At 75.5% G+C, this 13,852-nt stretch carries 8 protein-coding genes; 5 read left to right on the top strand and 3 right to left on the bottom strand.

Annotation, left to right across the window (positions count from 1 at the left end):
* The first annotated feature begins 60 nt into the window (after positions 1–60).
* From ACFYWQ_RS10825 to ACFYWQ_RS10810, 4 genes are all read left to right on the top strand, one after another.
* Positions 61–1,209: an ROK family glucokinase gene (locus ACFYWQ_RS10825; RefSeq protein WP_389514891.1), complete on the top strand. Its 1,149-nt coding sequence runs from the start codon at positions 61–63 to the stop codon at positions 1,207–1,209.
* A complete protein-coding gene (locus ACFYWQ_RS10820) occupies positions 1,206–1,799 on the top strand; it encodes a sugar kinase (RefSeq protein ID WP_389514889.1) in 594 nt (197 codons plus the stop codon). The genes ACFYWQ_RS10825 and ACFYWQ_RS10820 overlap by 4 nt, the downstream gene beginning before the upstream one ends.
* Positions 1,800–1,963: 164 nt before the next feature.
* The gene (locus ACFYWQ_RS10815; RefSeq protein ID WP_389514887.1) at positions 1,964–4,897 is read left to right on the top strand and encodes a DEAD/DEAH box helicase; all 2,934 of its coding nucleotides are present in this window, start codon (positions 1,964–1,966) and stop codon (positions 4,895–4,897) included.
* Between the two features lie 1,268 nt (positions 4,898–6,165).
* On the top strand, positions 6,166–7,437 hold the full coding sequence (locus ACFYWQ_RS10810) for an SWIM zinc finger family protein (RefSeq protein WP_389514885.1): 1,272 nt from the start codon (positions 6,166–6,168) through the stop codon (positions 7,435–7,437).
* 466 nt (positions 7,438–7,903) lie between these two features.
* On the opposite strand, the gene ACFYWQ_RS10805 is transcribed toward ACFYWQ_RS10810, so the two are convergent.
* From ACFYWQ_RS10805 to ACFYWQ_RS10795, 3 genes are read right to left on the bottom strand one after another with little or no spacing between them, the layout of a single operon-like run.
* Positions 7,904–9,247, bottom strand: a complete 1,344-nt coding sequence (locus tag ACFYWQ_RS10805; RefSeq protein ID WP_389514883.1) for an NAD(P)/FAD-dependent oxidoreductase — start codon at positions 9,245–9,247, stop codon at positions 7,904–7,906.
* Positions 9,244–10,692, bottom strand: coding sequence for an NAD(P)/FAD-dependent oxidoreductase (locus tag ACFYWQ_RS10800; RefSeq protein ID WP_389514881.1), 1,449 nt, complete (start codon positions 10,690–10,692; stop codon positions 9,244–9,246). The genes ACFYWQ_RS10805 and ACFYWQ_RS10800 overlap by 4 nt, the downstream gene beginning before the upstream one ends.
* Positions 10,689–12,122, bottom strand: coding sequence for an FGGY family carbohydrate kinase (locus tag ACFYWQ_RS10795; protein ID WP_389514879.1), 1,434 nt, complete (start codon positions 12,120–12,122; stop codon positions 10,689–10,691). Before ACFYWQ_RS10795 ends, ACFYWQ_RS10800 begins: the two co-directional genes overlap by 4 nt.
* Before the next feature lie 343 nt (positions 12,123–12,465).
* Between ACFYWQ_RS10795 and ACFYWQ_RS10790 the strand changes: the two genes are divergently transcribed.
* Positions 12,466–13,695: a cytochrome P450 gene (locus tag ACFYWQ_RS10790; RefSeq protein WP_389514877.1), complete on the top strand. Its 1,230-nt coding sequence runs from the start codon at positions 12,466–12,468 to the stop codon at positions 13,693–13,695.
* The last annotated feature ends 157 nt before the right edge of the window (positions 13,696–13,852 follow it).

The raw sequence follows: 13,852 nt of genomic DNA, 5'->3' as shown, positions 1-13,852 counted from the left end.
GAGCCCCCTCACCTCCCCGTTACGCCACCCAGGGGGAGGGTGAGGCAGAATCGGGCCTTGATGAGCACCTACGGCAACTTCACCGCCCCCATCGGCTCCCGCCGCGCGCCGGCGCTCCGCACCGTGGGCACCCGGGAACGCCGCTCGCACCTGACCGCGCCCCGCGTGCCCACGGTCGGCATCGACATCGGCGGCACCAAGGTGATGGCGGGCGTCGTCGACGCCGACGGCAACATCCTGGAGAAGGTCCGCACGGAGACCCCGGACAAGTCCAAGAGTCCCAAGGTCGTCGAGGACACGATCGTCGAGCTGGTCCTGGACCTGTCCGACCGGCACGACGTGCACGCGGTCGGCATCGGCGCGGCCGGCTGGGTCGACGCCGACCGCAACCGCGTCCTGTTCGCCCCCCACCTGTCCTGGCGCAACGAGCCCCTCCGGGACCGCATCTCGGCCCGGCTCTCCGTGCCCGTCCTCGTCGACAACGACGCCAACACCGCCGCCTGGGCGGAGTGGCGCTTCGGCGCCGGCCGGGGCGAGGACCACCTGGTGATGATCACCCTCGGCACCGGTATCGGTGGCGCGATCCTGGAGGACGGCCAGGTCAAGCGCGGCAAGTACGGTGTCGCCGGTGAGTTCGGACACATGCAGGTCGTGCCCGGCGGACACCGCTGCCCGTGCGGCAACCGCGGCTGCTGGGAGCAGTACAGCTCCGGCAACGCCCTGGTCAGGGAGGCCAAGGAGCTGGCCGTCGCCGACTCGCCGGTGGCGTACGGGATCATCGAGCACGTCAAGGGACAGATCGGGGACATCAGCGGCCCGATGATCACCGAGCTCGCCCGCGAGGGCGACGCGATGTGCGTCGAGCTGCTCCAGGACATCGGCCAGTGGCTCGGCGTCGGCATCGCCAACCTGGCCGCCGCCCTCGACCCGTCGTGCTTCGTCATCGGCGGCGGTGTCTCGGCCGCCGACGACCTGCTGATCGGGCCGGCGCGCGACGCGTTCAAGCGGCACCTCACCGGCCGCGGCTACCGCCCCGAGGCCCGCATCGTGCGCGCCCAGCTCGGCCCCGAGGCCGGCATGGTCGGCGCCGCCGACCTGGCCCGCCTGGTCGCCCGCCGCTTCCGGCGCGCCAAGCGCCGCCGCGTGGAGCGCTCCGAGCGGTACGAGCGGTTCGCGGAGGCCGCGCGCCGGGCCCGGGACACCGTATGACGGCCTCGCTGCCGCACCAGGCCGCGCCCCCGGAGGAGCAGTCCCGCACCCCCGAGACCCGGGGGCACCAGGTCCGCCGCCGGGCGCTCACCCTGCTCATCATCGTGCTGCTCATCGGCGTCCCGGCCGGGTACCTGGTGATCTCCGCCAACCAGAGCCGCGACAGCGGCAAGGACAAGGAGGCGAAGTACTCGGCGACCGGCCTCACCGAGGGCTGGCCGTCGAAGGTCCAGCGCCGCCTGTACCAGGTGCCGGTCCCGCACCCGGCGAACAAGGTCGCCTACTACGAGACGAACAACTGGCGGACCAGCCGTCTCTACGTGCAGTTCCAGACCACGCACGCCGGCCTCGACGCCTTCCTCGCCGAGCTCGGCCTGACCCGGACCGCCCTGCGGAAGGACGAGATCACCATCGGCGAGCGCGACCGGAACGTCACCGGCTGGCGGTTCTCCGGCCCCGGCTCCCGCGACGGCGACTACTTCGGCTTCGTCCGCGAGCAGGACGACCCCGACCCGACGCTGGACGTGGTGGTGAACACCGCCAACCCGCTCTACCCCATGGTGTACGTCGTCTCCCGGACAGTCCCCTGATCGCACGGTCCCCCGATCGCGCGGTTCCCGAGCCGCACGGTCTCCGGCCGCGCGGCTGCCCGACCGTACGGCCCCGGCCCGGGCGCCGGGGCCGATTGTCAGACCCCGCCCGTAGAGTCGAAGACGACTGATCCGACACGACGGGTGGGAGGTGGACACTGCGTATGCCCAGCAGCGACACGACCGCGAGCGACATGACCGCGAGCGACGCGACCGCACGCGACATGACCGCACGCGACGCGACCGCACGCGGCGTTCGGCACCCGGCCGCCGAGCCCCCGGCCGCCGAGCCCCCGGCCGGCGAACCGCTCGGTGTGCGGCTCCCCGCCGTCTTCCTGCCCGCCCCCCTCCCACGCGACGGCCGGATCGCGTTCTGGGACCCGCAGGACGGCCCCCTGCCCGCCGCGGCCGGCGCCGACACCACCGAACTCACCGTCGTACGGCGCCATGGGTCCGGCGTCCGCCGCCGCCCCGCCCCCGCGCTGTCACTGCCGCTCGCCACGGCGCTGCCGCTCCTGGTGCGCGCCCGCCGCGACCCCGCCGCCCACCCCGCGACCGCCTGCTGGGGCGCGGCCGCCCTGCACGCGCTGCGGCTCGCCGCCCGCGGCCGCCTGCTGCCCGGCCTGACCCCCACCGGCCACGACGCCTGGCGGGCGGGCCCGCTCGACCCGGAGGACATCGCGCACCTGCGCGCGATCGCCGCGGCCCTGCCGTACGAAGGGCACGCCGTCCCGCTACCCGGCCCCGGACCGCTGTGCCTGCCCCGGCCCGAGGCCCTGATGCGGTCCTTCCTCGACGCCGTCGCGGACACCCTGCCCCGTACCCCCGCCGCGCCGTACGCCTGCGGGAAGCCCTTCGCGGACCGCCGGCCGCAGCGGCTGCCCGGCGCCCACGACTGGGCGGCGGAGGTCGCCGCCGGCATGGACGCGGGCGTCCGGATCTCGCTGCGACTGGACCTGTCCGCCCACGACCTGTTCGACGACGGCGAGGGGGCGCGCCGCGCGGGCGCCGCGATCGTCCAGGTGCACAGCCTCGCCGACCCCACCCTCGTCACCGACGCCACGGCCCTGTGGGCGGGCGAGGCGGACGGCGCCTTCGGCCCCCGCGCGCGGGTCGACGCCGCCCTCGCCGTCCGGCGCGCCGCCCGCGTCTGGCCGCCGCTCGCCCGCCTCGCCGACCAGGACGCCCCCGACGTCCTCGCCCTGTCCGAGGACGAGCTGAGCGACCTGCTGGGCGTGGCCGCGACCCGCCTCGCCGCCGCCGGGGTGGCCGTGCACTGGCCGCGGGACCTCGCCCAGGACCTGAGCGCCACCGCGGTGGTACGGCCCGCGCCGGGCTCGGCGACCGACGGCACCGGCTTCTTCGAGAGCGAGGAACTGCTCCGTTTCCGCTGGCAGCTGGCGCTCGGCGGCGACCCGCTCAGCGAGGCCGAGATGGACGCGCTCGCCGAGGCCCACCGCCCGGTCGTCCGGCTGCGGGACCGGTGGGTGCTCGTCGACCCCGCCCTCGTCCGCAAGGCCCGCCAACGCGAACTGGGACTGCTGGACCCGGTCGACGCCCTGTCCGTCGCCCTCACCGGCACCGCCGAGGTCGACGGCGAGAGCGTCGAGGCGGTCCCCGTCGGGGCCCTGGCCGTCCTGCGCGACCGCCTCACCGCCGGGGTGCACCCCGCCGACCCCCCGCCCGGCCTGCACGCCACCCTCCGCGACTACCAGCTGCGGGGACTGGCCTGGCTCCACCTCATGACCTCCCTCGGCCTCGGCGGCTGCCTCGCCGACGACATGGGCCTCGGCAAGACGGTCACCGTCATCGCCCTGCACCTGAAGCGGGCCCGCCCCGAACCCACCCTGGTGGTCTGCCCGGCCTCCCTCCTCGGCAACTGGCAGCGCGAGATCACCCGCTTCGCGCCCGGCGTGCCCGTCCGCCGCTTCCACGCCGCCGACCGCTCCCTGGACGACCTGGACGGCGGCTTCGTCCTCACCACGTACGGCACCATGCGCTCGGCGGCCCCCACGCTCGCCGCGCAGCCCTGGGGCATGGTCGTCGCGGACGAGGCCCAGCACGTCAAGAACCCGTACTCGGCGACGGCGAAGGCCCTGCGCACCCTCCCGACGCCCGCGCGCGTGGCGCTCACCGGCACCCCCGTCGAGAACAACCTGTCCGAGCTGTGGGCCCTCCTGGACTGGACGACCCCCGGCCTCCTCGGCCCCCTGAAGTCCTTCCGCGCCCGGCACGCCCGCGCGGTGGAGAACGGCGAGGACCAGGAGGCGGTGGAGCGCCTCGCGCGGCTGGTCCGCCCCTTCCTGCTGCGCCGCAGGAAGTCCGACCCCGGCATCGTCCCCGAGCTGCCGCCCAAGACCGAGACGGACCACCCCGTCCCCCTCACCCGGGAACAGGCCGCGCTGTACGAGGCGGTGGTGCGCGAGTCGATGGCCGCGATCGGGACGGCGGACGGCATCGCCCGGCGCGGCCTGGTCCTCAAGCTGCTGGGCGCCCTCAAGCAGATCTGCGACCACCCGGCCCTCTACCTCAAGGAGGAGACCCCCGCCACCGGCGACGCCCTCGCCGCCCGCTCCGGGAAACTCGCCCTTCTCGACGAACTGCTGGACACCCTGCTCGCCGAGGACGGCTCGGCGCTCGTCTTCACCCAGTACGTCGGCATGGCCCGCCTGATCACCGCCCACCTGGCCGGCCGCGCGGTCCCCGTGGACCTCCTCCACGGCGGCACCCCGGTCCCCGAGCGAGAGCGCATGGTCGACCGCTTCCAGAGCGGCGCGACGCCCGTGCTGGTCCTGTCGCTGAAGGCGGCCGGCACCGGCCTCAACCTCACCCGCGCGGGCCATGTCGTCCACTTCGACCGCTGGTGGAACCCGGCCGTGGAGGAACAGGCCACCGACCGCGCCTACCGCATCGGCCAGACCCAGCCCGTCCAGGTCCACCGCCTCATCACCGAGGGCACCGTCGAGGACCGCATCGCCGAGATGCTGGAGTCCAAGCGGGCCCTCGCCGACGCGATCCTCGGCACCGGCGAGGCGGCCCTCACCGAACTGACCGACCGTGAGCTGTCCGACCTGGTCCGGCTGCGGAGGGAGGCGTGATGGAGGAGCGGGACGCCCGCCCGGCCGACGCGGCACGCCGGGCCCTGCGCGCGGCGCGGGAACGGCCGCAGGAGCAGGAACAGGAGCCCGCACCCCGCGGGCCCCGGCCCGGTGACGCCGCCCGTGCCGCGCTGCGGCGCGCGGCGGACACCCCGCGCACGGACACGGACGGCGACACGCCCGCGAAGGACGCCGACGCTCCTTCCGCGGACGCCCCCGCGACGCGCCACGCGGCAGCCGACGAGCAGGTCCCCCGACAGCCGGCGACCGTCGCGCGACCCGGCGACGTCGCGCGCGCTGCGCTGCGGGCGGCCCGCGCACAGGCACGGCAGGGCACGGACGGGCCCGGCGGCCCCGGAGGAACCGGCGGTTCCGGCGGCCCCGGAGGCATCGGGGGGCCCGGAGGAACCGGCGGCCCCGGAGGAACCGGCGGTCCCGGCGGCCCCGGAGGAATCGGGGGGCCCGAGGGAATCGGGGGGCCCGAGGAGCCCGAGGCTCGGACCGCTCGCCGGTCCTTCCGGACGAGCGCACACGCCATGCCCGCCGCCCGCCCCGGCCGGACGCCCGACCCCGTCGCCGCCGACCGCGCGCGACACGTACGGGACTTCCTCGTGGGCGCTTTCCGGATGCCGCCGGAGGAGGAGACCGAGGCTGGGGACCTGACCGGTCCTGGGGGGCTGACCCTTTCCGGGGACCTGACGGGTTCGGAGAGCTTGACCGGGCTTAGGAACCTGAAGGTTTCGGAGAGCTCGACCGGGCCTGGGGACCTGACGGGTTCGGAGACCGGGACCGTTCCCGGGGACTCGACCGCTCCGGAGACCCTGACAGTTCCCGGGGACCTGACCGCTGCGGAGGCCCGAACCATTCCCGGGGACCTGACCGTTCCGGAGACCCGGACCGTTCCCGGGGACTCGACCGCCCTCCCGGACCCGCCCGTCCTCCCGGATCCGTCCGGCCCGGGGGTACCGGCCGGCCCTGAGGGGGGCGGGCCGTTCGAGTCGATCGTTTCTCACCCTGGGGCTTCACCCACGCCGGCCGTCGACCCCGTTCCCGCACCGCCGACCGTGTCCGAAGCCGGCTTCCGACGCGACCCCGCGCCCCGACGCGAGTCCGAAGCCCGACGCGAACCCGAACGTCAACCCCGCTCCGAAGCCGAAGCCGGGCCCGGAGCCGCATCCGGGTTCACGTCCGCATCCGGATTCACGTCCGCGTCCACGTCCGCATCCGCGTCGCAACCGTCCGGAATCCCCTCCCGCACGCCCCGTTCCATGGCCGCGCCCTCGCGGGACGGCGACCACCGGCGTACCTTCCCGGCCTTCCCGGCCCGGACGACCGGCGCGGACGGCGGCTTCGCCGAGACCTGGTGGGGCGACGCCTGGGTCACCGCGCTGGAGGAGGGCGCCCTGGACGCCGAGCGCCTCGCACGCGGCCGGCGTTACGCCGAGCGGGGGAACGTCGACGCCATCACGGTCACCCCCGGCCTCGCCCTCGCGTACGTACAGGGCAGCCGCCCCCGCCCGTACCGGGTGCAAGTGCGGCTGCGCACCCTGGACGACGACGACTGGGAGCGCTTCCTCGACGCGGCCGTCGAGCGTCCCGGCCACATCGCCGCGCTGCTCGACAAGGAGATGCCCGCGTCGCTCGCCGCGTGCGGGGTGCCACTGCTGCCCGGCCCCGGCGACCTGGAGCCGCATTGCAGCTGCCCCGACCGCGGTCATCCCTGCAAGCACGCCGCCGCCCTCTGCTACCAGACCGCGCGTCTGCTGGACGCCGACCCGTTCGTGCTGCTCCTGCTGCGCGGGCGGGGCGAACGCGAACTCCTCGACGCGCTGTCCCGGCGCAACGCGACCCGGGCCGCCCGCGCCGCCCAGGAGCGGGAGCCGGAGCCCCTGCCCGGCGTCCGCGCCACGGAGGCCCTCGCCGCCGCGCGCCCGCTCCCGCCCCTGCCGGCCCCGCTGCCCGCGCCCCCGCACCCCGGCCAGCCCCCGGCCTACCCCGCCGTCCCGGACGGCCCCGACTCCTTCGCACTGGACCAGCTCGCCACCGACGCGGCCGTCCGCGCCCACGCCCTGCTGACCACCGGCGAGGACGCGACCGGTGAACTGACCCTCTGGCAGGACGCCGTCCGCATCGCCGCGTCCCGGCCGGGCTCGGGCCTGACGGCCACCACCCGAGCCCTCTATTCCTCCCTCGCGTCGGCCGCCGGCCGTACCCCGGCCGAGCTGGCACGCGCGGTCGCCGCCTGGCACCAGGGCGGCCCGGACGGGCTCGCCGTCCTGGAGGAGCTGTGGGACCCGCCGGCCGGACGTTTCGACCGGGCCCGCCCCCTCCTCCTCGCCGCCGACTGGCCCGCCTTCCGCCCCTGGCGCAACCACCTCACCCATCCCCGCGGTCACGTCCAGCTCCGCCTGGGCCGCGACGGACTGTGGTACGCCTACGAGTCGGAGCCGGGCCACGACGACTGGTGGCCGCGCGGCACACCCGACCCCGACCCGGTGGGCGCCCTGACCGGCCTCGGAGGCCCCGCCGACACCCTCTGACCCGGCCCGGCCCCCGTCGGCGGCGGCACCTTCTCGTACGCGGCCCTCACTGAGGCCGCTTCCCGGTACGCCGCCTTCACCGTGCACCGGCGGAGGACGTCACATCCGGTCGCGCGCCCCCGACCGGCGCCCCTCCCCGGCGCCCGCCGCCGCCCCGCGTGTCGCCTGCCGACAGCCCGGCGGTCCGGCAGCCCGGCGGCCCTGCGGTCCTGCGGTCCGGCAGCCCGGCGGCCCGGCGGTCCGGCAGCCCGGGACGCGTCGGCCACCGCCCGTCCGGCACCGCCCGTCGGCCGCCGCTTCCTGGCGGCCCGGCGGTCCGGCAGCCCGGGACGCGTCGGCCACCGCTCGCCCGCCGCCACCCGTCGGCCGCCCCCGCCCGCCACCTCCCGACACCGCCCGTCCGGCGGCACGCCCGCCGCCCGCCGCCCGCGGCTTGTTGCCCGCCGCCCGCCGCCCGCGGCCGGTGTCACCGCAGACCGATGCGGACGGGGCCGCCCGTGGGCGACACGCCGTCGAGTACGCCGGCCGGGACGCGGAAGACGCGGCCGGGTGCGGCGGGCCACGCCGACGTCCTCCGTGTGATGACCCGTCCGCCCTGCCGGACGGTCACCTCGGGGAAGCGGACGAAGGTGTCCGTCCACAGCAGGAGCCGATCGCGTGCCGGGGCGGGGTCGCCCGGGCGCAGGATCTGGGGGGCGACCCAGCGGAAGGGCGCGTCGGCGAACAGCCGGACGCCTTGGGCGGGCTGCCGGCTGCCGCGCAGGTGGTCGAGGACCTGGCGGGCGACGTGCCTGCCGTCCAGGGCCGCGACGTCGGCGGTGTCGACCGGGTGCAGCAGGTTGCCGGCCGCGAAGACGCCCGGACGGCTGGTGCGCAGCGCGGTGTCGGTGAGCGGGCCGAGGGTTCCCTCGTCGAGGGCGATGCCGCCCGAGCGGGCGAGTTCGTGGTCGGGGATCCAGTCGCCGGTGAACACGACCGTGTCGCACGCGACGGTGCGGCGCCGGCCGGTGTCCAGGTGCTCGATCTCCACGGCTCGGCAGCGGCCCTGGCCGATGACGCGGGTGACGCGGCTGCGGGTGGCGACCGGGACGCGCAGCACGGTCCGTCCGGCCGCGGTGAAGGCGCCGTAGGACTCGGCCCGGGGGTACTGGCTGATCATGAGCGCCGGGGTGCAGCCCGCCGCGCGCAGGGTCAGGGCGGCGGACCAGCTGACGGGTTCGCCGCCGACGATGACCGCGCGTTCGCCGACGGGCCGGTGGTGCAGGTGGACGAGGCTCTGGAGCTGGCCCGTGGTGTAGACGCCGTGGGGGCGGTCGCCGGGGATGCGGCGTGCGGCGCGCGGACGTTCACGGGCGCCGGTGGCCAGGACGAGGGCGCGGGGGCGGATCCGGTAGCGGCCGTCGGGGCTGGTGACGTCCACGGTCATGTCGTCGACGATGGCGTCGCCGACAGTGGTGTCCCCGACAGTGGTGTCCCCGACAGTGGTGTCGCTGACGGTGGTGTCGCCGACGGTGGTGTCGTCGGACCAGCCGGTGACCATGGCGCGGGTGCGGATCTCGGCGCCGGCTTCGGCGGCCCGGCGGACGAGGTGGCGGGCGTAGGCGGGGCCGGACAGGACGCGGCGCAGATCGCGCAGCCCGTAACCGGTGTGGCCGCTGTGGCGGGGGACGCCGCCGGCGTGCTCCTCCCGGTCGACGACCAGGACGTGTCCGGCGCCCCGGCGCCGCAGTTCGGCGGCGGCGGTCAGGCCGGCGGGGCCGCCGCCGATGACGAGGACGTCGGGTGTGACGAGGTGCGGCTGGTGGGTCATCGGGTGTCCTCGTCCTTGTCCTCGCCCTGGCTGTGGCAGCCGTCGTGGGCGTGGTGCTTCTCGCGCAGGGCGGCGACCGCGGCGCCGCAGAAGGCCCCCTGGCAGCGGCCGTTCATGGCGCGGGTGCGGCGGCGCAGGCCGTCGAGGCCGCGGGCCGGGACGGGGGCGTGGCAGGCGTCGCGGATCTCGCCCTCGGTGACGCGTTCGCAGAAGCAGACGACCGTTCCGTAGGCGGGGTCGCGGGCGATGAGGCCGGCATCCTGGTAAGGGCGCCGGGTGGCCTCGCCGAGGTTGGGCATCCGCGGCGGGGCGGGGAGCGTGTCGCGGGGTTCGAGGGGCAGCCCCGCCTTCTCCAGCAGGCCGCGGCAGTGCTCGGCGATGGCGAGGGAGGCGCTCAGCCCGGTGGAGCGGATGCCGCCGACGAGGAGGTAGCGCTGCCCGGGCGTGGCCTCGATCAGGTAGTCGGAGTGGTCGACGGCCGCACGCAGCCCCGCGTAGCAGGCGGTGACCTCCTCGGCCGTCAGGCGCGGCATCAGACGCTCCCCCATGGCGAGGAGGAAGTCGAGACCGTCCTCGGACGTGGCCGTGTCCGACCGGTCCTCTAGGTCCTCGGCGGTCGGGCCCAGCATGACGTTGCCGTAGACGGTGGGGGAGATGAGCACGCCCTTGCCGCGGAAGGTGGGCACCGGCAGGACGATCCTGTCCACCAGGGGGCGGGCGAGCTTGTCGAAGACGAGCAGTTCGCCGCGGCGGGGGGTGACGGTGAAGCGGTCGTGGCCGAAGAGCCGGTCGACGTGGTCGGCGCCCAGTCCCGCGGCGTTGACGACCCACCGGGCGCGTACCTCACCGGCCGACGTGTGCAGCGTGGTCGTCTCCTCGTCCCGGCCGACGCCGGTGACGGCGTGTTCGAGGAGGAGGGTGGTGCCCCGCTGCCGGGCGTCGGTGGCCAGGGCGAGCGTGGTCGTCCAGGTGCAGATGATGGACTCGTCGGGGACGGTCAGCCCGCCGAGGGCGCCCGCGCCGAGGGCGGGCAGCACCCGGTGGATCTCCTCGGCGTCGACGATCCGGCAGTGCGTGTAGCCGTTGGCCTCGGCCTTCGCCCGGAGGCCGGGCAGCGCGTCGAGTTCCTCGTCGTTCCACGCCACGAGGACGGCGCCGGTGCGCTCGACGGGGATGCCGGTGGCCTTCGCGTAGGCGCTGAGCGCGTGGTGTCCGCGGGCGACCAGTCGTGATTCGAGCGTGCCGGGCACGGCGTCGAAGCCGGTGTGCAGGATCGCGGTGTTGGCCTTGCTGGTGCCGTCGCCCACGTCGTCCCGTGCCTCGATCAGGGCGACGGAGACGTGGTGGCCGGAGAGTTCGCGGGCGATGGCGGCGCCGACGACGCCCGCGCCGATCACGGCGACGTCGAAGACGTCACCTCGGGGGCGGTGGGGTGCGGTGGTCATGCGCGTTCTCCCTCGGCGGCGCTCGCCGTGGCGGCCTGCGCCCATGCGGTGCGGAACTCCGCGGCCCGGTCGGCGGACCAGCGGGGGTGGTGGACGGTGGCCGGCCGCCAGTCGCCGACGGCCTCTTCGAGCGTGAGTGCGGGATCGAGGGCGCAGCGCGCCAGGGCGGCCGCGCCCAGGGGGGTGGCGTGGGCGTGGGGGTAGACGTCGACGGGGACCTGCGCGATGTCGGCCTGGGCCTGCATCAGGGCGGCCGACCGGGTCAGGCCGCCGTCCGCGCGCAGCCGGGTCAGAGGATGGCCGAGATCGGCCGCGACCCGGGCGCACAGTTCCGCGATCTGCGCGGCGATCCCCTGGAGCACGGCGAGCACGAGGTGTTCGCGACGGGTGGACAGGGTCAGGCCGGTGAAGGAGGCGGTGGCCCCGGGCGCCCACCAGGGGGCGGCGAGACCGGCGAAGGCCGGCACGCACAGGACGCCCTCGGCGTCCGCCGCGGCCGCCGCGTCCAGACCGGCGGCCGACCGGACGAGGCCGAGGTCCTGGAGCCAGCGCACCGCGGACGCGACCGTGTAGACCTGCCCGTCGACGCAGTACGGGGTCTCCCCGGCCGCCCGCCAGGCCACCGAGGTGGTCAGGCCGGCGCTGGAGCGCACGGGGTCGGGACCGGTGTTCGCCAGCAGGAACGCCCCCGTGCCGTAGGTGCACTTCGCCGTCCCGGGCGTCAGACAGCCCTCCGCTACCAGGGCGGCCTGCTGGTCCACGATCAGCCCGGCCACCGGCACCTCGGGGCCGAAGGCGCGGGTGGTGCCGACGATCTCGTCGCAGGCGGCGATGCGCGGTAACCGTTCGTCCTCCAGGCCGAACAGCGCGAGGAGTTCGTCGTCCCAGGCGACCTTGTCCAGGTCGAGGAGGAGCGAACGGCTGGCGGTGGAGGCGTCGGTGACGAACTGTCCCGTCAGGTGGTGGACGAGCCAGGTGTCGGTGGTCGTCACCACGCCGTCCCGGGTGAGGTGGCGGCGCAGCCAGGCCATCTTGGGGGCGGAGAAGTACGGGTCGAGGACCAGCCCGGTGCGGGCCGCGCACCGCTCACGGTGTTCGGCCAGCTCGGCGCAGACGCTCTCGGCGCGCCGGTCCTGCCACACCAACGCCGTAGACAGCGGTGCTCCGGTGGTCCGGTCCCAGGCCAGTACCGTCTCGCCCTGGTTGGCCAGGGCCACGGCGGCGACCGGCCGGCCCGCCTCGCGCACCGCGCGGCGTCCGGCGTCGAGCACCGAGTCGAGCAGTGCCCGCGGGTCCTGTTCCACCCCGCCTCCGCTGAGATAGACCGGGCGGAGCGGCTCCTCGGCGAGGGCGACGATGCCGTCCTCGGCGTCGACGACGACGGCCTTGGTGCCGGAGGTGCCCTGGTCGAGGGCGAGGATCGCGGTCATCGGGCGGTCCCTTCTGCGGTGGGGTCGGCGAGCTCGGGACCGGTTGTATCAGCGGTGTCCAGTGCCGGGTCGAGGGGGAGGCGGCGCCCCTCGGCGCGGGCGTCAGGGCGCCCCTGCACAACCCTCTGCACAACCTCTCTGCTCAGCCCCCTGCACAGCCCCTGCACCGGTCCGCGAGGACCGCCCTCACGGCCTCCGGGCTGTCGAACGGCGCACCGCCACGCCGGGACGGTTTTCGGCCAACACGCGTGCATCGCCGAAGAGGCGACCGGGGCGGGCTGTCGCGGGTGCCTGTTGATCAATAATCTTGGCCGGTACATCCGTTACCGCCCGAGGGAGCTCCATGGCCACCGCGCAGCAGCAGGTCCCCGACATCCTCTCGCCCGAGTTCGCCGCGGACCCCTACCAGGCCTACCGCGTGATGCGCGACAGCGCCCCGCTGTTCTGGCACGAGGCGACCCAGAGCTACGTCATCTCCCGCTACGAAGACGTGGCGCGCGTCTTCAAGGACAGGGACGGCGAGTTCACCACCGAGAACTACGACTGGCAGCTCGAGCCCGTCCACGGCAGGACGATCCTCCAGCTCAGCGGGCGGGAGCACGCGGTGAGGCGTGCGCTCGTCGCCCCCGCCTTCCGCGGCAGCGACCTCCAGGAGAAGTTCCTGCCCGTGATCGAGCGCAACTCCCGTGAGCTGATCGACGGGTTCCGGCACACCGGCTCCGCCGACCTGGTGACCGACTACGCGACCCGCTTCCCGGTCAACGTGATCGCGGACATGCTGGGCCTGGACAAGGCCGATCACGCACGGTTCCACCGCTGGTACACGGCGGTCATCGCCTTCCTCGGCAACCTCTCGGGCGATCCCGAGGTCGCCGCGGCGGGGGAGCGGACCCGGGCGGAGTTCGCCGAGTACATGATCCCGATCATCCGGGCGCGCCGTGACGCCCCCGGCGACGACCTGCTGTCCGCGCTGTGCGCCGCCGAGGTCGACGGCGTGAGGATGAGCGACGAGGACATCAAGGCCTTCTGCAGCCTGCTGCTCGCCGCGGGCGGCGAGACGACGGACAAGGCGATCGCCGGCATCTTCGCCAACCTCCTCCAGCACCCCGAGCAGCTGGCGGCCGTCCGCGAGGACCGCAGCCTGATCGCCCGCGCCTTCGCCGAGACGCTGCGCTACACGCCGCCCGTGCACATGATCATGCGGCAGTCGGCCGGCGAGGTCACGCTCAGCAGCGGTGTCGTACCGGCCGGTGCCACCGTCACCTGCCTGATCGGCGCCGCGAACCGGGACGAGGGCCGCTACCGGGAGCCGGACCGGTTCGACATCTTCCGCGACGACCTGACCACGACCACCGCCTTCTCGGCGGCCGCCGATCACCTCGCCTTCGCGCTCGGCCGGCACTTCTGCGTCGGCGCCCTGCTCGCGAAGGCCGAGGTCGAGATCGGCGTCGGCCAGCTCCTCGACGCCATGCCCGACATACGCCTCGCCGACGACGCCGACCTCGTCGAACAGGGCGTCTTCACACGAGGCCCGCAGGCCGTACCGGTGCGGTTCACCCCCGCCGGGAACTGATCCCCCGCCGCCTCCCGCAGACTGCCGTCCTGCGGACTGCCGTCGCGCGTGCCGCCGTCCCGCGGACTGCCGTCGCGCGTGCCGCCGTCCCGCGGACTGCCGTCGCGCGTGCCGCCGTCCCGCGGACTGCCGTCGCGCGTGCCGCCGTCCCGCGGAC

Origin of the sequence: Streptomyces sp. NPDC003247 (assembly GCF_042888135.1) — a bacterium.
In the GTDB taxonomy this organism is placed as follows: domain Bacteria; phylum Actinomycetota; class Actinomycetes; order Streptomycetales; family Streptomycetaceae; genus Streptomyces.
Note: the sequence above shows the minus strand (reverse complement) of the source record. Positions and strands in the feature narration are given on the sequence as shown.